13 protein-coding genes are annotated in these 16,796 nt (G+C 71.2%); 3 read left to right on the top strand and 10 right to left on the bottom strand.

Going from position 1 to position 16,796, the window contains the following annotated elements:
* Positions 1-158: 158 nt before the first annotated feature.
* The 8 genes from araA to ACWDZ4_RS34295 all read right to left on the bottom strand — a co-directional run bounded on the left by araA (position 159) and on the right by ACWDZ4_RS34295 (position 10,490).
* Positions 159-1,664, bottom strand: a complete 1,506-nt coding sequence (araA, locus tag ACWDZ4_RS34330) for an L-arabinose isomerase (protein ID WP_451512310.1) — start codon at positions 1,662-1,664, stop codon at positions 159-161.
* A gap of 11 nt (positions 1,665-1,675) precedes the next feature.
* Positions 1,676-2,347, bottom strand: coding sequence for an L-ribulose-5-phosphate 4-epimerase (locus tag ACWDZ4_RS34325; protein ID WP_451512309.1), 672 nt, complete (start codon positions 2,345-2,347; stop codon positions 1,676-1,678).
* A gap of 15 nt (positions 2,348-2,362) precedes the next feature.
* Positions 2,363-4,057: a ribulokinase gene (locus ACWDZ4_RS34320; RefSeq protein WP_451512308.1), complete on the bottom strand. Its 1,695-nt coding sequence runs from the start codon at positions 4,055-4,057 to the stop codon at positions 2,363-2,365.
* A gap of 233 nt (positions 4,058-4,290) precedes the next feature.
* A complete protein-coding gene (locus ACWDZ4_RS34315; RefSeq protein ID WP_451512307.1) occupies positions 4,291-5,478 on the bottom strand; it encodes an aldose epimerase family protein in 1,188 nt (395 codons plus the stop codon).
* Positions 5,479-5,672: 194 nt separating this feature from the next.
* Entirely contained in the window at positions 5,673-6,653 is a 981-nt protein-coding gene (gene yjfF / locus ACWDZ4_RS34310) for a galactofuranose ABC transporter, permease protein YjfF (RefSeq protein ID WP_451512306.1), read from the bottom strand.
* Positions 6,650-7,699: an ABC transporter permease gene (locus ACWDZ4_RS34305; protein ID WP_451512305.1), complete on the bottom strand. Its 1,050-nt coding sequence runs from the start codon at positions 7,697-7,699 to the stop codon at positions 6,650-6,652. The genes yjfF and ACWDZ4_RS34305 overlap by 4 nt, the downstream gene beginning before the upstream one ends.
* A complete protein-coding gene (locus ACWDZ4_RS34300) occupies positions 7,696-9,267 on the bottom strand; it encodes a sugar ABC transporter ATP-binding protein (RefSeq protein WP_451512304.1) in 1,572 nt (523 codons plus the stop codon). Before ACWDZ4_RS34300 ends, ACWDZ4_RS34305 begins: the two co-directional genes overlap by 4 nt.
* Before the next feature lie 242 nt (positions 9,268-9,509).
* Positions 9,510-10,490: an ABC transporter substrate-binding protein gene (locus ACWDZ4_RS34295; protein ID WP_451512303.1), complete on the bottom strand. Its 981-nt coding sequence runs from the start codon at positions 10,488-10,490 to the stop codon at positions 9,510-9,512.
* 362 nt (positions 10,491-10,852) lie between these two features.
* Here ACWDZ4_RS34295 and ACWDZ4_RS34290 point away from each other — a divergent pair, with 362 nt between their 5' ends.
* Positions 10,853-11,863, top strand: coding sequence for a LacI family DNA-binding transcriptional regulator (locus ACWDZ4_RS34290; RefSeq protein WP_451512312.1), 1,011 nt, complete (start codon positions 10,853-10,855; stop codon positions 11,861-11,863).
* A 63-nt stretch (positions 11,864-11,926) separates the two neighbouring features.
* Here ACWDZ4_RS34290 and ACWDZ4_RS34285 read toward each other — a convergent pair whose 3' ends face one another.
* A complete protein-coding gene (locus tag ACWDZ4_RS34285) occupies positions 11,927-12,943 on the bottom strand; it encodes a zinc-dependent alcohol dehydrogenase (RefSeq protein WP_451512302.1) in 1,017 nt (338 codons plus the stop codon).
* 60 nt (positions 12,944-13,003) lie between these two features.
* Complete coding sequence (locus tag ACWDZ4_RS34280; protein ID WP_451512311.1) at positions 13,004-14,026, bottom strand: LacI family DNA-binding transcriptional regulator; 1,023 nt, start codon at positions 14,024-14,026, stop codon at positions 13,004-13,006.
* Positions 14,027-14,246: 220 nt separating this feature from the next.
* Here ACWDZ4_RS34280 and ACWDZ4_RS34275 point away from each other — a divergent pair, with 220 nt between their 5' ends.
* On the top strand, positions 14,247-14,720 hold the full coding sequence (locus ACWDZ4_RS34275) for a MarR family winged helix-turn-helix transcriptional regulator (RefSeq protein WP_451512301.1): 474 nt from the start codon (positions 14,247-14,249) through the stop codon (positions 14,718-14,720).
* Between the two features lie 47 nt (positions 14,721-14,767).
* Positions 14,768-16,357: an MFS transporter gene (locus tag ACWDZ4_RS34270; RefSeq protein ID WP_451512300.1), complete on the top strand. Its 1,590-nt coding sequence runs from the start codon at positions 14,768-14,770 to the stop codon at positions 16,355-16,357.
* Positions 16,358-16,796: the final 439 nt, after the last annotated feature.

Below are 16,796 nucleotides of genomic sequence, written 5' to 3'. Positions count from 1 at the left end.
GCGGCCATCTGGAAACACTGGGCGTCGAGGTCCACACGGAGTGCCGGGTGCGCGGCCTGCGCTGCGAGCCCGGACCGTGGGAACGGTCCGGGCGCCACTGGAGGTGCATGCCGCGAGCCTCTGTCAGGGCCTGGCTGCGACGGAGAGCCGGATTCAGGTCACAGGCCCTGTGCCATGCGGTAATAGGGCTGGTTCCAGCGGATCTCCTGGGTGAACCGGCGGATCGTGGTGTCCGCGTCGATCAGCAGCAGCTCGGTGCCGAGGATGTCCGCGAGATCGCCCAGCTCTTCGGCGCCGACGGCGCTCGACAGCACGGTGTGGTGCGGGGCCCCGGCGGTCAGCCAGGCTTCGGTGGAGGTACGCAGGTCGGGGCGCGGCCGCCACACCGCCCGGGCCACCGGCAGGTTCGGCAGCGGCTCGACGGGCTCGACCACGTCGATCTCGTTGGCGACCAGGCGGAAGCGGTCCCCCATGTCGGCGAGTCCGACCACCACGGCCGGGCCGGTGTGCGCGTCGAAGACGAGCCGGACCGGGTCCTCGCGCCCGCCGATGCCCAGCGGGTGGATCTCGCAGGACGGCACGCCCGCCGAGACGGTCGGGCAGACCTCCAGCATGTGGGCCCCGAGGATCAGCTCCCGGCCGGGCTCCAGGTGGTAGGTGTAGTCCTCCATGAAGGAGGTGCCGCCGGGCAGGCCGGCGGACATCACCTTGAGGGTGCGCAGCAGGACCGAGGTCTTCCAGTCGCCCTCGCCGCCGAAGCCGTAGCCGTCGGCCATCAGGCGCTGCACCGCGAGGCCCGGGAGCTGCCGCAGGCCGCCGAGGTCCTCGAAGTTGGTGGTGAAGGCGCGGAAGCCGCCCTCGTCGAGGAATCCGCGCATCCCGAGCTCGATCCGCGCGGCGTAGCGCAGCGCGTCGTGGCGGTCCCCGCCGGCCCGCAGTCCGGGGGCGACCCGGTAGGTCTCCTCGTACTCCTTGACCAGTGCGGTGATGTCGGCGTCGGCGACCGCGTCGACCATCTCGACCAGGTCGTTGACCCCGTAGGTGTTGACGGACACCCCGAAGCGGAGCTGTGCCTCGACCTTGTCGCCCTCGGTCACCGCGACGTCGCGCATGTTGTCGCCGAAGCGGGCCAGCTTGAGGCCGCGCAGCTCGGCCCGGCCCGCGGCGGCCCTGGCCCAGGAGGCGATCCGGGCGGCCACGGACGGGTCGCTGACGTGTCCGGCGACCGTCTTGCGGGCGACGCCCAGGCGGGACTGGATGTACCCGAACTCGCGGTCGCCGTGGGCGGCCTGGTTGAGGTTCATGAAGTCCATGTCGATGGACGACCACGGGAGCGCGACGTTGGCCTGGGTGTGGAGGTGGAGCAGGGGCTTGCGCAGCGCGTCGAGTCCGGCGATCCACATCTTGGCCGGGGAGAAGGTGTGCATCCAGGCGATCAGGCCGATGCAGGCGTCGTCGGAGTTCGCGTCCAGGCAGACGCGCCGGATCGCGTCGGCCTCGGTGAGGACGGGTTTCCAGACGATACGGACGGGAAGGCCGGCGCCGTCGCCGAGCGCGTCGGCTATCTGCCGCGACTGCTCGGCCACCTGCCGCAGCGTGTCGTCGCCGTACAGGCTCTGACTACCCGTCAGGAACCAGATCTCGCGTCCCTCGAGTGACGTCATGGGAAAGCTCCTTAGCGGGCAGCGCGCGGCTGGCCGTACACGTTCTGGTAGCGGTAGTTGAGGCGGTCGATGTCGTCCTGCGCGATCGGCAGCGGTTCGCCGAGCTGGCGGGAGATGTGGACGGTGCGCGCGACGTCCTCGCACATCACGGCCGCCTTGACGGCCGCCCTGGCGTCCTTGCCGATGGTGAAGACGCCGTGGCTCTTCATCAGGACGGCGGGCGACCGGTGGCCCCGCAGCGTCTCCACGATGCCGCGGCCGATGGAGTCGTCACCGATCAGCGCGAAGGGCCCGACGGGGATCTCGGCGCCGAACTCGTCGGCCATGGCGGTCAGTACGCAGGGCACCGCCTCGCCGCGCGCGGCCCAGGCGCAGGCGTAGGTGGAGTGGGTGTGCACCACTCCCCCGACCTCGGGCATGTGGCGGTAGACGTAGGCGTGCGCGGCGGTGTCGGAGGAGGGCGAGTGGTCGCCCTCCACCACGTTTCCGTCCAGGTCGCAGAGGATCATGTTCTCCGGGGACAGCTCGTCGTACGCGACGCCGCTGGGCTTGATGACCAGGAGGTCCTCGCCCGGGACGCGCGCCGAGACGTTGCCCGCCGTCCAGACGACGAGCTGGTAGCGGACCAGGTCCTGGTGCAGGTCGCTGACCTGGCGGCGCAGCAGATCGATGGATGACGACATGGGTGACGACATGGGTCAGACCTCGCTGGTGTGGGCGGTCAGGGCGTGGTTGCGGATGGCGCGGAGCCGGTGCATCTGCCGGTCGGGGCCGGTGCCGAAGTGGTCGTGCAGGGCCCGGTACTCGGCGTACAGCGCGTCGTAGGCGTCGGCGCGGGCCGCATCCGGCCGGTACACCGCGCGGTCGACCCGGCCCATGGCCGCGGCGGCGGTGCGTACGTCCGGGTAGGCGCCGGCGGCGACCGCGGCGTGGATGGCGGAGCCGAGCGCCGGGCCCTGGGCGGACACCGCGAGCGAGACGGGGCGGCGCAGCACATCGGCGTAGATCTGCATCAGCAGGGCGTTCTTCTTCAGCCCGCCGGTGACGATGAACTCGTGGACGGGGACGCCGCCCTGCTCCAGGGCGTCGACGATGGTGCGGGTGCCGAAGGCGGTGGCCTCGAGGAGCGCGCGGTAGATCTCCTCGGGGCGGGTCGCCAGGGTGAGGCCGACGACGACGCCGGAGAGGTGGTGGTCGACCAGGGTGGAGCGGTTGCCGTTCATCCAGTCGAGGGCGACCAGTCCGTGGCCGCCGACCGGCTGGTCGGCGATCTTGCGGGTGAGCAGCTGGTGGAGGTCCTCGCCGGCCGCCTCGGCCTCGGCCGCGTACGCGGCGGGAACGCCCTGCCCCAGCCACCAGGCGAAGATGTCGCCGACCGCGCTCTGGCCCGCCTCGTAGCCGTAGGCGCCCTCGACGATGCCGCCGTCGACGACCCCGCAGATGCCGGGGACGTCGGCGAGCGCGGCGCCGTTGACGACGTGGCAGGTGGAGGTGCCCATGACGGCGAGGAGCCGGCCGTTCTCGACGGCCTGCGCGGCGGCGGCCGCCACGTGGGCGTCGACGTTGCCCGCCGCGACGGCGATGCCCTCCGGCAGACCGGTCCGGGCGGCGGCTTCGGCGGTCAGCGAGCCGGCCCGCGAACCGAGCGGCGAGAGCGGGTGCTCCAGGCGGGTACGGGCGAAGTCGGCGAAGCCGGGGTGCAGCGCGCCGAGGTAGTCCTCGCTCGGGTAGTGGCCGTCCTGGTGGATGCCCTTGTAACCGGCGGTGCAGGTGTTGCGGGTCTCGACTCCGGTGAGCTGCCAGACGATCCAGTCGGCGGCCTCGATCCAGCGCTCGGTGGCGGCGTAGGTGTCCGGGTCCTCCTCCAGTACCTGGAGCGCCTTGGCGTACTGCCATTCGGCGGAGATCTTGCCGCCGTACCGGGAGATCCACTTCTCGGCGCGCGCGTGGGCGAGGTGGTTGATCCGGTCGGCCTGGCCCTGGGCGGCGTGGTGCTTCCAGAGCTTGGGCCAGGCGTGCGGGCGGTCGCCCAGCCCGCTCTCGGCGAGCGGGGTGCCGTCGCCGCGGACGGGCAGGACGGTGCAGGCGGTGAAGTCGGTGGCGATGCCGACGACGGCCGCCGGGTCGACGGAGGCGGCGGCGAGGGCGGCGGGGACCGCGGTGCGCAGCACCTCGCGCCAGTCCTCGGGGTGCTGGAGGGCCCAGTCGGGCGGCAACGGTGCGCCGGTGGTGGGCAGTACGCGGTCGATGACGCCGTGGGGGTACTCGTGGACGGCCGAACCGAGTTCCTCACCGTCTCGCACGCGGACCACCACGGCCCGGCCGGACAGCGTGCCGAAGTCGACACCGACGACACAGCTCTCCGGATCCCGGGTGGGAGGAGTCACGGTCACTTTCACATCCTTCGTTACGGAGCCGGGGTGCCGGAGGCCGGCCGCTGGATCGTCCGCGTCCCCGCGGAGCCCAGCGGCCGGCCACCTGTTCCTCGCCTCCCCCTGAGGTGCGGAACAGGTGCCGCCGACCGGGCGCAAGCCCGAGGCGTCGGCCGGGTCGGCGGGGTCGGTGGCCGCTCATGGAGCGGCGTCGAGGGCACGCTCAGTGATTGTTAACGCTAACAACCATGCTGTCAACAGGCTGCCCGAGCCCGCCGGACCGCTCCGGACCGAGCCGGAACGGTCCGGGACGGCCCCGGGCGGGGGCCGGAGGCGATCCGCTCGCGGTCGCGCTCCGGTCCGCCGTCCGCTGCCGCCTCGCAGGTGAAGCGCAGCACGGTGGTGGAGTGGTGCACCTCGCCCGGCCGCAGCACCACCGACGGGTACTCGGGGCGGTTGGGCGAGTCGGGAAAGTGCTGGGTCTCCAGGGCGATGCCGGCCCGCGCCGGGTAGCGGCTCCCCGACTTCCCGGTGAAGGACCCGTCGAAGTGGTTGGCGGTGTAGATCTGCAGACCGGGTTCGGTGGTGTGTACGTCCATCCGGCGGCCGGACGCGGGATCACGGAGCACCGCGGCCCTGCGCGGCCCGGCGGCGCCGTCGCGCAGAACCCAGTTGTGGTCGAACCCCCCGCCCCCGAGGCGCAGTTGGTGATGGCCCTGGGCGAGGGCCTCGCCGATGCGCCGCGGTGAGGTGAGGTCGAAGGGCGTGCCGTGGACACGCTCGGCGGGCCCCAGGGGGATGAGGCTCTCGTCGACGGGGAGGTAGTGGTCGGCGTCGCACTGGAGCAGATGGCCGTCGACGGTGCCCGTGCCCTCTCCCGCGAGGTTGAAGTAGGCGTGGTTGGTGAGGTTGACCACGGTGGGCCGGTCGGTGACGGCCGTGTACTCGATCGTCAGCGTGCCGTCCCTGTCCAGGAGGTAGCAGACCGTGGCGTCGACGGTGCCCGGGAAGCCCTGGTCGCCGTCCCGGCTGCGCAGCCGCAGCCGTACTCCGGCGCGGTCCTCGTACCCGGCGTACCCGGCCGACTCCGCGGACCACTTCCGCAGGTCGAAACCTTCGGGGCCGCCGTGCAGGCTGTGTCCGGTGGGGAGCGTGCGCAGCTGGTGGACCTCGCCGTCGAGCGGCAGGACGCCTCCGCCGATCCGGTTGCCGTAACGGCCCACGGTGGCGCCCAGATAGCGGGCCCGGCCGGACAGCTCGCGCGGATCGGCCGGGGCCAGGACGACGTCGGCGAGGACACCGCCCCGGTCGGGGACGTGCAGCGCGTGCAGACGGGCCCCGACGGCGTACACCTCGGCACGGACACCGCCGTCGAAACCGAAGGCCCAGTGGTCGTCGCCGTGCGTGGCGTCCGGGGTGCGTACGGCATAGGGCGTGCTCACCGGGCGGGCCCCGATCGACGGTACGCCGGTCCGGCCGGTCCGGGGCACGGTGCTCCGCGGCGGACCGCGCAACTCCTGTGGCACGGAGCGGTGTTCAGGTCGGTGATCACGCGGATCTCCTTTGCGGGATCGTGCCGCACCGGGTGCCCCGGGGCACCCGGTGCGGCGGATCGTGACGGTTTCGGGTGGTGCCCTCAGACCCGGCGGCGGCCGGTGCTGAGGCGCTGGAGGAGGATGAAGACGAGGAGCAGCCCGCCGATGACGATGCGGGTCCACCACGAGCTGAGGGTCCCCTGGAAGCTGATGACCGTCTGGATGAGGCCGAGGACCATCACGCCGAGGGCGGTGCCCAGGACGAAGCCCGAGCCGCCGGTGAGCAGGGTCCCGCCGATGACGGTGGCCGCGATGGCGTCGAGTTCGAGGCCGACGGCGTGCAGCCCGTAGCCGGAGAGCATGTAGAAGGTGAGGAGCACGCCGCCGAGGGCGGAGCAGAAGCCGCTGATGGCGTAGACGGCGATCTTCGTACGGGCCACCGGCAGGCCCATCAGGAGAGCCGACTGCTCGTTGCCGCCGAGCGCGTAGACGTTGCGGCCGAGCCGGGTGCGGTGCAAGACGAAGAAGGCGGCGAGCAGGACCAGCAGCGCGATGATCACACTGGGTGAGATGAACAGGCCGCCCGGCAGCGCCAGCCTGGTCTGGGCGATCGAGACGAAGGTGGGGTCGGTGATGGAGATCGACTCGGTGCTGATGGTGTAGCAGAGCCCGCGGGCGAGGAACATCCCGGCGAGGGTGACGATGAAGGGCTGGATCTCGAAGGTGTGGATGATCCAGCCCATCAGGGTGCCGGACGCCGTACCGATGAGCAGGACCAGCGGGATGACGAGCAGCGGCGGCCAGTTGTGCTGTTCGACGAGCCAGGCGGCGACCATGGTGGAGAGGGCGAGCATCGCTCCGACGGAGAGGTCGATGCCGCCGGTGAGGATGACGAAGGTCATGCCGATGGCGACGACGAGCAGGAACGCGTTGTCGATGAGCAGGTTGACCAGTACCTGCCCGGAGAAGAAGCCCTCGTACTGCGCCGAGCCGGCGGCGAACATGATCACCAGCAGTGCGGCGGTCACGAGCAGCGGGACGGACGCCCCGTTGCGGCGGAAGGTGTCAGTCAGGGTGCTCATGCGCCGACCTCGTGCTTCTCAACGTTTCTGGTGCGACCGGGGTTCAGGGGCGGGCGGGGCGACGGGCGCCGGAGGTCGACCTTGGCCCGGAAGGCCGACGACTGGACGAGGCAGACCGTGATGACGACCAGGGCCTTGAAGACCAGGGTCGTCTCGGGGGGAATGCCCATCGAGTAGACGGAGGTGGTGAGCGTCTGGATGATCAGCGCGCCGAGCACGGTGCCGCCGAGGGAGAAGCGGCCCCCGGTCAGCGCGCCGCCGCCGATGACGACGGCGAGGATGGCGTCGAGCTCGATCCACAGGCCGGCGTTGTTGCCGTCGGCGCTGGAGACGTTCGAGCTGATCATCAGCCCGGCGACGGCGGCGCACAGGGCGCTGAACACGTAGACGAGGATGAGCAGTCCGGTGGCGCGGATACCGACGAGCCGGCTGGCCGTGGGGTTGCCGCCGACCGACTCGATGAGCAGGCCGAGCGCGGTGCGGCGGGTGAGGAGCCCGGTGAGGGCGACCAGCACGGCGGCGAGGATCACGGCGAAGGGGATCGTCAGCCAGTAACCGCCGCCGATGAGCTTGTAGGGGGCGCTGGAGACGGTGAGGATCTGGCCGTCCGTGATGAGCTGGGCGACGCCGCGGCCCGCGACCATCAGCATGAGGGTCGCGATGATCGGCTGGACGTCGAGCCTGGCGACCAGGACGCCGTTGATCAGGCCGAGGGCCAGCGCGACGGCGAGGGAGACCGAGACGGCTTCGAGCACCGTCGACAGCGCGGCCGGGGACGCGGACGTGGCGATGTGCTCGCAGGCCAGCGCGCCGGAGATGGCCACGGTGGAGCCGACCGACAGGTCGATGCCGCGGGTGGCGATGACCAGGGACATGCCCAGGGCGACCAGCACCAGCGGTGCGCCGAACTGGAGGATGTCGATCAGGCTGCCGTAGAGGTGGCCCTCCTTGACCCGGATGGCGAAGAAGTCGTGGTTGAAGGCGACGTTGGCCAGCAGGAGCATGAGCAGGACGGCGGCGGGCCAGAACAGGCGGTGCTTGGTCATTTCCGGTCTCCGGTGGCGATGGTGGCCATGATGCGTTCCGGTGTGAGGGTGCCGTCATTGGTCAGGGTGGCCACCATGCGGTGGTCCCTCAGGACGCCGACGCGGTGGCTGAGCCGCAGTACCTCTTCGAGTTCCGCGGAGATGAACAGCACCGACATGCCCTCGCCGGAGAGCCGCTGGACGAGTTTCTGGATCTCGGCCTTGGCGCCGACGTCGATGCCGCGGGTGGGCTCGTCGAGGATCAGCAGCCGGGGGTCGGTCAGCAGCCAGCGGGCGAGCAGCACCTTCTGCTGGTTGCCGCCGCTGAGGTTGCGGATCTGCGTCTCCGGGCTGGCGGGCCGGATGTCCAGCGCGGCGATCCAGTGCCTGGCGAGTTCGTCCTGCGTGCTCCGGGACAGGGGCCGGGCCCAGCCACGGGCGGCCTGCAGCGCCAGGACGAGGTTCTCCCGGACCGTCAGTTCGCCGACCAGCCCCTCGGCCTTGCGGTTCTCCGAGCAGAAGGCGATCTTGTGGGCGATGGCGGCCCGGGGCGTACGCAGGGCGGCGGGCTCGCCGTTGACGGTGACGGTGCCCTCGTCGCTCTGGTCGGCGCCGAACAGCAGCCGGGCGGCTTCGGTGCGGCCCGAGCCGAGCAGGCCGGCCAGTCCGACGACTTCCCCGACGTGGATGTCCAGGTCGAAGGGGGCGATGGAACCGCGGCGGGCCAGGGCCCCGGCCCGCAGGAACGGCTCGCCGGCCGCGGCTTCGGCGGCCTCGGCCCGTGAGGCGTCGGAGAGCACGTCGAGTTCGGCCAGTTCGCCTCCGATCATGCGCTGGACCAGCTGTACGCGGGTGAGGTCACCGATGGCGTACTCCCCCTCCAGCCGTCCGTTGCGCAGGATGGTGACGCGGTCGCAGATGTCGTAGACCTGGTCGAGGAAGTGGGTGACGAAGAGGATCGCCACGCCCTGGTCCCGGAGCCGGCGCATCACGGTGAAGAGCTGCTCGACCTCGTCGCGGTCGAGGCTGGAGGTGGGCTCGTCGAGGATGAGCGCCTTCGCGGAGATGTCGACCGCGCGTACGATCGCGACCAGCTGCTGGACGGCCAGGGAGCAACTGCCGAGCGGGGCACTGACGTCGATGTCGAGATCGAGGTCGCGCACCAGTTCGCGGGCGCGGCGGCGCAGTTCCGGCCAGTGGATCATGCCGAAGCGGCGCGGTTCGCGGCCGATGAGGATGTTCTCCGCCACCGAGAGGTTGGGGCAGAGGTTGACCTCCTGGTAGACGGTGCTGATGCCGGTCTGCTGGGCCTGGAGGGGGCTGGAGATGTGGACGTCCTCGCCGGCCAGCGTGACGCTGCCGCCGTCGGACGGGTGGACCCCGGTCAGGACCTTGATGAGCGTGGACTTTCCCGCGCCGTTCTCGCCCATCAGGGCGTGCACTTCTCCGGGGAAGAGGCGCAGGTCGACTCCGTCGAGAGCGACGACGCCGGGGAACTCCTTCCGCACTCCCCGCAGTTCGAGGACGGGGCGCCGGTCCGCGCCGGCCTCGGTGGTCAAGGACCTGTCAGTGGTGGGAGGGCCTGCCATCCGCCCGTCCTCTCGTGTCGGGAGCCGGGGGCACCTTCGGCACAGCGGTGCCCCCGTACGTCATGGGGTGGTTGCGGTGGTGCGATGCGGGCACGGCGTGCGGGCACGGCGTGCGGGCGCCCGCCCGCCGGCCCTGCGGTCCGGGACTCCGGGACTCCGGGACTCCGGGACTCCGGGGCCCTGCGGTCCGGGGCTCCGGGGCTCCGGGGCGTTCTCACGCACCCCCGGCCGTCCCGCCGCGATCAGTACGTGCGGTCCGGGAGGGCGGCGGCGGCCTGGTCCTGGGTGAAGACTCCCTCCTCGACCTTCACGCGGGCCGGGACGGACTCTCCCTTGGAGACCTTCTTGGCGAGGTCCATCAGCTGGTCGCCGAGCAGGGGGTTGCACTCGACCACGACGTTGATCTTGCCGTCGGCCATGGCCTGGAAGGCGTCCTTGATGCCGTCCACCGAGATGACCTTGATGTCGGTGCCGGGCTTCTTGCCGGCCTCCTCGATGGCCTGGATCGCGCCGAGCGCCATGTCGTCGTTGTGCGCGTACAGGACGTCGATGTCGGGCTGCGACTTGAGGAACGCCTGCATGACCTCCTTGCCCTTGGCACGGGTGAAGTCGCCGGTCTGCGAGGCCACGACCTTGAACTTCGGGTCACCCTTGAGGGCCTGCGCGAAGCCGGCCCTGCGGTCGTTCGCGGGGGCGGAGCCGGTGGTGCCCTGGAGTTCGACGATGTTCACCGTCCCGTCCTTGCCCTTGTACTCCTTGGTCAGCCAGTCGCCGGCCTTCTTGCCCTCCTCGACGAAGTCGGAGCCGAGGAAGGTGGTGTAGAGCGAGGTGTCCTTCGAGTCGATGGCCCGGTCGGTCAGGACGACCGGGATCTTGGCGTTCTTGGCCTCCTTGAGCACGGTGTCCCAGCCGGACTCGACCACCGGCGAGAAGGCGATGACGTCGACTCTCTGCTGGATGAAGGAACGGATCGCCTTGATCTGGTTCTCCTGCTTCTGCTGCGCGTCGGAGAACTTCAGGGTGACCTCGGCCTCCTCGGCCGACTCCCGCACCGACTTGGTGTTGGCGGTGCGCCAGCCGCTCTCCGCGCCGACCTGGGCGAAACCGAGGACGAGCCGGCCGTCACCCCCGCCGGCGGAGCCACCCCCACCGGTGGAGCATGCGGTCAGGAAGGACGCGGCAAGCAGTCCGGCGGCAACGGCGGAAACAACCTTCTTGGGCATCTGCGGTTCCTCTCGTGCTTCGAAACGCACCTGTGGCAGCGGCACGCCGAGTGCCCTCTGCGGTGCGGGGAGGGACTGCCGGGCCGGCCTCGGAGGCCGGCCCGGCGACGTGACAGGCCACAGCAGGGTTCGTGCGGCCGCTGGAGAAGTGTGAGCGCTAACACAGCCGAAACTCAAGAGTTACGAGGCTCGTTATAGATTCTTCATCACTCAAGGCTGGCATAGGATGATCGCGCTAACACGACGAGATCCCTCACTGGGGCTCCGTACGCAGTCCTCCAGTCAGCAGCGCGCCTTCAGCACGCCTGCCCACCCTCAGGGAGATGCCCGTGCGTCAGTCCGCTACGGACCGCCCTCCGACGATGGCGGACGTGGCCCGCGTGGCAGGGGTGTCCCACCAGACCGTGTCCCGGGTCCTGAGCGGCCACCCCAACGTACGGAAGGCCACGCGGGCAGGGGTGCAGCGAGCCATCGACGAGCTCGGCTACCGGCGCAACTCCGCGGCCCGCGCCCTTGCCACCCGCCGCACCCGCACTCTTGGCGTCATCGCCGTCAACACCACGTTCCACGGGCCGGCGAGCACGCTCTCCGGACTCGAAGGGGCGGCGCGCGAGCAGGGGTACCTGGTGTCCGCGGTCAGCTTGCGCACCGTCGACAAGGACGCGCTGACGCAGGCCATGACCCACCTGGCCACGTGGGGCGTGGAGGGGGTCGTGGTGATCACCTCCCAGCGGCAGGCCGTGGACGCGCTGGCCGAACTGCGCACCCCGTTCCCCGTGGTCACGGTCGAGGGCGGGCACAGCCTGGCCCTCCCCGGAGTGGCCCTCGATCAGTATCTGGGGGCCCGGCTGGTGACGGAGCATCTGCTTGCCGTCGGCCACGAGACGGTGTGGCACGTCGCCGGCCCACAGGACTGGCTGGAGGCCGAAGCGCGCACCGCGGGCTGGCGGGCCGCGCTGGAGGACGCGGGAGCACCGGTGCCTCCCTCGCTCGTGGGGGACTGGAGCCCCCTCTCCGGGTTCCGGATCGGCCAGCAGCTGGCGGGCAGGGCAGGCAGGCGCAGCGGCCCGGACCCCCGGCTCAGCGCCGTGTTCGTCGCCAACGACCAGATGGCGCTGGGGGTGTTGCGCGCCCTGAGTGAAGCCGGCGTACGCACGCCTGCGGACGTGGCGGTCGCCGGCTTCGACGACATCCCCGAGGCGGAGTTCTTCCCGCCGCCCCTCACCACCGTCCGGCAGGATTTCGGAGCGATCGGCCGCGCCAGCATCAGCCTCCTGATCGACCGCATCGAGGAACGCGCGCTGCGGGACACTCATCTGACCGTGGCTCCCCAGCTGATCGTCCGCGCCAGCACCGCCCGCCCCCTCGCCTGACAGCACCGGGACCGGGCCGGAAGCGCGCCGGAAGCGGGGCACCGAGGCCGGCGCCGACGCCTCCTAGAGGTTCGGTTTCAGGAGCACCTTGCCCACCTCGGGGCCCCCTCCCTCCAGGAGGGCGACGGCCCGCGGGAACGCCTCCAGAGGCAGCTCGTGGGTGATCAGCGGCAGGGGTGAGAGCAGCCCGGAGCCAAGGGCGCGTACGGCGTGTGTCCAGGCGGCGGTCGCCGCACCGAAGACGGACTGGATCCTCAGCTGCCGTGCGGTCAGCACTTCCGGGTCGATTCCGGCGGCCCCCGGCTCCGGTGTGCCCGCGAGCACGAGGCGGCCGCCGCGCCGCAGGAGGGCCATGGAGAAGTTCACCGAGGAGGCCCGGCCGGTGGTTTCCACGACGACGTCGAAGTCCGGAGCCCGGGAAAGACTCCGGTCGTACGCGCCGCAGTCGGTGGCCCCGAACGACAGGGCCCGCTCCCGGCGACCGGGACATGGGCCGACCACCGTCAGCCGGGCCGGGGAGGCCGCCGCCATGAACTGGACGGCGAGCATGCCGGCTGTTCCGTCGCCCACCACGGCGACGCGCTCGCCGGGAAGGACGGCCGCCTTCAGTACGGCGGCGGCGACGCAGGCGGCCGGTTCCAGCAGTGCGGCCGCGGTCAGGTCCGTGTCGTCGGGCAGGACGTGCAGGAGCCGCGCCGGCAGGGTCAGGGTCGCGGCCGTCGCGCCGGGCCGGGTGAATCCGGTTTCTTCGTAGCCGGCGCCGCACAGCGTGTTCTCACCGGCACGACACCGTTCGCACACCTGGCAGTTGCGGAACCCCTCACCGACTGCCTTCCGGCCGACCAGCGCCTCCGGCACGAGGTCCCCGACGCTCTCCACGGTCCCGGACCACTCGTGCCCCGGCGTGAGCGGATACCGCACGTATCCGGCGGGCCGCACCCCCCGCAGGACGTCCAGGTCGCTGCCGCAGACGCCCACCGCGTGCACGCGGACGAGCGCCTCCCCGGGCCCGGGCGGCGTCGGTTCATGAGGGACCAGCCTGTGTGCGCCCGGCCCGGAAATCACGACTGCGGTACTCATTCTGATGCCTTCGGGTCCTGGCACTGCCGAGCACTGGTGTGTCGGCCGAAGGGGGACACGTCAACGGGACAAGGCCGAATCCGGCTGTCGAGCGGTGCTGGCGCGCACGATGAGTTCGGGTTCGATGGTGAGGTGGGCCGCTTCGGTCGTACGGCCCTCGATGTGCTCCAGCAGCAGGGCGATGCTGCTGCGACCGATCGCGGCGAAGTCCTGCCGGACGGTGGTGAGGGGCGGAGGGAAGAACTCGGCCTCCGGAATGTCGTCGAATCCGGCCACCGCCACGTCGGCGGGGGTCCTCAGGCCCGCTTCCCGCAGGGCCCGGAGCACCCCGAGCGCCATCTGGTCGTTCGCCACGAAAACCGCTGTCAGAGGGGCACCTGTGGCGCGGGCCGCGGCGTGACCCGCGAGTTGCTGGCCTGCGTGGTAGCCGGAAAGAGGGCTCCAGTCCCCCCGCAGGAGCGGCGGAACCTCGGCTCCCGCCTCGCGCAGGCAGTCTTCCCATCCGGTGGCGCGCGCCTCACTCTCCAGCCAGTCCCGGGGGCCGGCGACGTGCCACACCGTGCGGTGCCCCGCGGCGAGCAGATGCTCGGTGACCATACGGGCGCCGAGCGCCTGGTCGAGGGAGACACCGGGGAGGTCCAGACTGTGTCCGCCTTCCACCGTGACCAGGGGGAAGGGGGTCTGCATGGCCGCGAGGGCCTGCACCATCTCGCGCTGCGGAGTGATGGCGATGACGCCTTCGACTCCCCACGCCGTGAGGTGGTCCATGGCCTGGGTGAGCGCTGCTCGCGTCACCGTGCGCAGGGTGACGGTCGAGACCAGATAATCCTGGCTCCTGGCTGCTTCCTGCACCCCGGAAAGGGTGCTCGCCGGCCCGTGGAGGGTGGTGTTGACGGCGATGACGCCCAGGGTGCGGGTGCGCCGGGTGGCCAGGGCGCGGGCAGCCGAGTTACGGCGGTATCCCAGCCGCGCGATGGCTTCGTTGACCTGGTCGCGAGTCGTCTCGCGCACGTTCGGGTGGTTGCTGAGCACGCGTGACACGGTCTGGTGCGACACGCCCGCCACTCGGGCGACGTCCGCCATGGTCGGCGCTTTCACGGCGTCAGAGGGCTGCTGCAAGTGTCCTCCTTCGCTGTCACCTGGTGAGATCCCTGCCATACGGTACCTGCCCCGCCGAACGGCCGACGAGGAGCCGGCGGCGGGCGGGCGGTGCGCGGGCGGGCAGCCGCGGACCACCCGACGGCTCCCCGCTCCCGCAGTAGGTATGTTGACATAGGTATCGAACCATACTTATACTGTTCGCATGCCCGCCTCCAGCGCGTCCGAACAGGACATCCAGCACATCGCGTCAGCGATGTCTGCTGTCCTGCCCGCGCTGCACCGGGCCCTGGACCGGCGTGTCGCCCAGGACTTTCCGCACCCCAAGCCGCCCGAGGGCCAGCTGGCGCTCCTGCGGCTCGTCGGCGAGCGCGACGGTGTCACCGTGCGCACAGCCGCCGACGTACTGCTGATGAAGCCGAACAACGTGAGCGCCCTGGTCACCCCACTGGCGGCCCAGGGGCTGCTGGAGCGCAGGCAGGACCCGGCCGACAAGCGAGTCGCGCACCTGCACCTCACGGCCGAGGCCCGCCAGCGCCTCGCCGAGGTCGACAACCTCATGACCGGGTACGTCGCCGAGGCGCTGCGCGCCCTCACCGACGGAGACCTCGACGCCATCGGCTCCGCTCTCGGCGCCCTCGAAGGACTGGCGCGGCACGTCCACCCCGCCGCCGGCTGACGGCGCCCGCGTACCCGTACCCCCCGCTCAGGAAGCAGTACACCTTCATGCCCTCCACCACCGTGGATCGCTCATCCCTGCCCGCACCCGCCCCGGCCGCCACTCCGGCCGGCCGCCGCGGCAAGCCCTGGCTGACGCTGATCGCCGTCGCCTTCGGTCTGTTCATGGTCGGCCTGGACGGCTCCGTCGTCGCGATCGCCAACCCGGAGATCGGCCGGGACCTGAACGCGTCCACCGCCGACCTGCAATGGGTCACCAACTCCTACCTGCTGGCCCTGGCCGCCGCGCTGATCCTCGGCGGAAAGCTCGGTGACCGCTTCGGCCGGCGCACCTTCTACCTCGTCGGTGTCGTCGGCTTCACCCTCGCTTCCGTCGCCATCGGCCTGGCGGGTTCGATCGAGGGCGTCATCGTCTTCCGCGCCGCGCAGGGCTTCTTCGGCGCCCTGCTGATGCCCAACACGCTCGGACTGCTGCGGGCGGTGTTCCCGCCGAAGAAGTTCGGCATGGCGGTGGGCATCTGGGCCATGGTGTCGTCCGTGTCCACCGCGCTCGGCCCCATCGTCGGCGGGCTGCTCGTCGAGCACGTCGACTGGGAGTCGGTCTTCTACATCAACGCCCCCATCGGCGTGATCGCGTTGGTCTTCAGCGCGCTGGTGCTGCCGCAGAGCAGGAACGCCTCCGGTGACCACCGCTTCGACGTCCCCGGTGTCGTCCTGCTGGCGCTCGGACTGCTCGTCGTCGTCTTCGGTGTGGTCAAGGGCGAGACGTGGGGCTGGAGTTCGGCCACGACCCTGGGCACCCTCGCCGCGGGCATCGTCGTCCTGCTGGTGTTCGGCTGGTACGAGACGCGTATCGCGCACCCCCTGCTGCCGATGCGGCTGTTCCGCAACCCGGCGCTGACCATCGGCACGATCATCACCGCGGTCAACTTCTTCGTCCTGCTCGGCGTGATCTTCTTCGTGATGCTCTACCTGCAGAACGTGCGCGGCTTCACCCCCGTCGAGGCCGGCGTGCGCACCCTGCCGCTGAGCCTGGCGTCCGTCGTCGCCTCCCCGCTGGGCGCGAAGCTCACCGAGAAGTTCGGTGCCCGGCTGTCCATGCCGCTCGGCATGGTGCTCCAGGCCGCCGCCTCCTTCGGGATACTCGGCTGGGGCGTGCACTCCTCGTACGGCGCGATGTGGCCGCCGTTCATCGCCCTCGGCCTCGGCGTCGGCATGGTGATGGCGGCCTCCTCCGAAGCCATCGTGGGCAACTCGCCCGTCAAGGACGCCGGTGTGGCGGGTGGTCTGCAGGCCACCGCGCTGCAGGTCGGCGGAGCGCTCGGCACCTCCGTGCTCGTGTCCCTGATCAGCAGCAGGGTCGGCTCGACCCTGACCGGCGAACTCACCTCCGCCGGGGTGCCGGCGCCCCTGGCCGAAGGACTGTACGAGGCCAAGGACGCGGTGGCGATGGGCGTTTCGCCGGTCTCCGGTGACATGCCGGCGCAGCTGCGGGCCGCGGTCGTCGAGGGCAGCGGCCAGGCGTTCATCAACGGCGTGCACACCGCCGCGCTCGTCACCGGCGTGCTGTGCGTGGCCGGCGCGGTCCTCGCGGCGGTCGGCGTACGACGCAACCCGCAGGCCCACGCCGAACAGTGAGGGCAGTGGCAGTGGCAGTGAACGGTTGACCGGCCCCGGCCGGGCGGCGCGCCTCCGTGGGGACGGCGGGCGCCGCCCGGCCGGGGTCTCCCGTACCTGCGGATCTTCCCGGTACGCCACCCACTACCGGCCGGGTCCCTCGGCACCGCTTCAACGGACGGCCGCCCCCGTCCGCCTCACCGTCCCCGCCCACTGAGAAATCGTTTCCCACTCGGGCTTCTGCAACGGGGCTGTGACAGGAGCTGCCTTCAGCAGCGCCGGTGATGGTCAGTAAGCTCTGGGCACGGCTGTACTTCGTGTGATCCTCCTGCCGTTGGGGGGTGGTTGTGCGGCGGATTGCCTGTGGGGGGCGCGCTGTGGCGATGATGTTGCCGGACGAGGTCGAGTGGGTCCTGGAGATGCTCGGCTACAAGTGGCCGACCGCGAACGAGGACCTGCT

Source organism: Streptomyces sp. NPDC003016, assembly GCF_053591455.1.
This window is presented reverse-complemented; position numbering and strand designations above follow the sequence as displayed.

Bases quoted from the DNA above. Each gene is read 5' to 3' on its own strand.
- araA (WP_451512310.1), bottom strand. From the start codon at position 1,664: ATGACGTCACTCGAGGGACGCGAGATCTGGTTCCTGACGGGTAGTCAG.
- ACWDZ4_RS34325 (WP_451512309.1), bottom strand. From the start codon at position 2,347: ATGTCGTCATCCATCGATCTGCTGCGCCGCCAGGTCAGCGACCTGCAC.
- yjfF (WP_451512306.1), bottom strand. From the start codon at position 6,653: ATGAGCACCCTGACTGACACCTTCCGCCGCAACGGGGCGTCCGTCCCG.
- ACWDZ4_RS34305 (WP_451512305.1), bottom strand. From the start codon at position 7,699: ATGACCAAGCACCGCCTGTTCTGGCCCGCCGCCGTCCTGCTCATGCTC.
- ACWDZ4_RS34300 (WP_451512304.1), bottom strand. From the start codon at position 9,267: ATGGCAGGCCCTCCCACCACTGACAGGTCCTTGACCACCGAGGCCGGC.
- ACWDZ4_RS34295 (WP_451512303.1), bottom strand. From the start codon at position 10,490: ATGCCCAAGAAGGTTGTTTCCGCCGTTGCCGCCGGACTGCTTGCCGCG.
- ACWDZ4_RS34290 (WP_451512312.1), top strand. From the start codon at position 10,853: ATGGCGGACGTGGCCCGCGTGGCAGGGGTGTCCCACCAGACCGTGTCC.
- ACWDZ4_RS34285 (WP_451512302.1), bottom strand. From the start codon at position 12,943: ATGAGTACCGCAGTCGTGATTTCCGGGCCGGGCGCACACAGGCTGGTC.
- ACWDZ4_RS34280 (WP_451512311.1), bottom strand. From the start codon at position 14,026: ATGGCGGACGTCGCCCGAGTGGCGGGCGTGTCGCACCAGACCGTGTCA.
- ACWDZ4_RS34275 (WP_451512301.1), top strand. From the start codon at position 14,247: ATGCCCGCCTCCAGCGCGTCCGAACAGGACATCCAGCACATCGCGTCA.
- ACWDZ4_RS34270 (WP_451512300.1), top strand. From the start codon at position 14,768: ATGCCCTCCACCACCGTGGATCGCTCATCCCTGCCCGCACCCGCCCCG.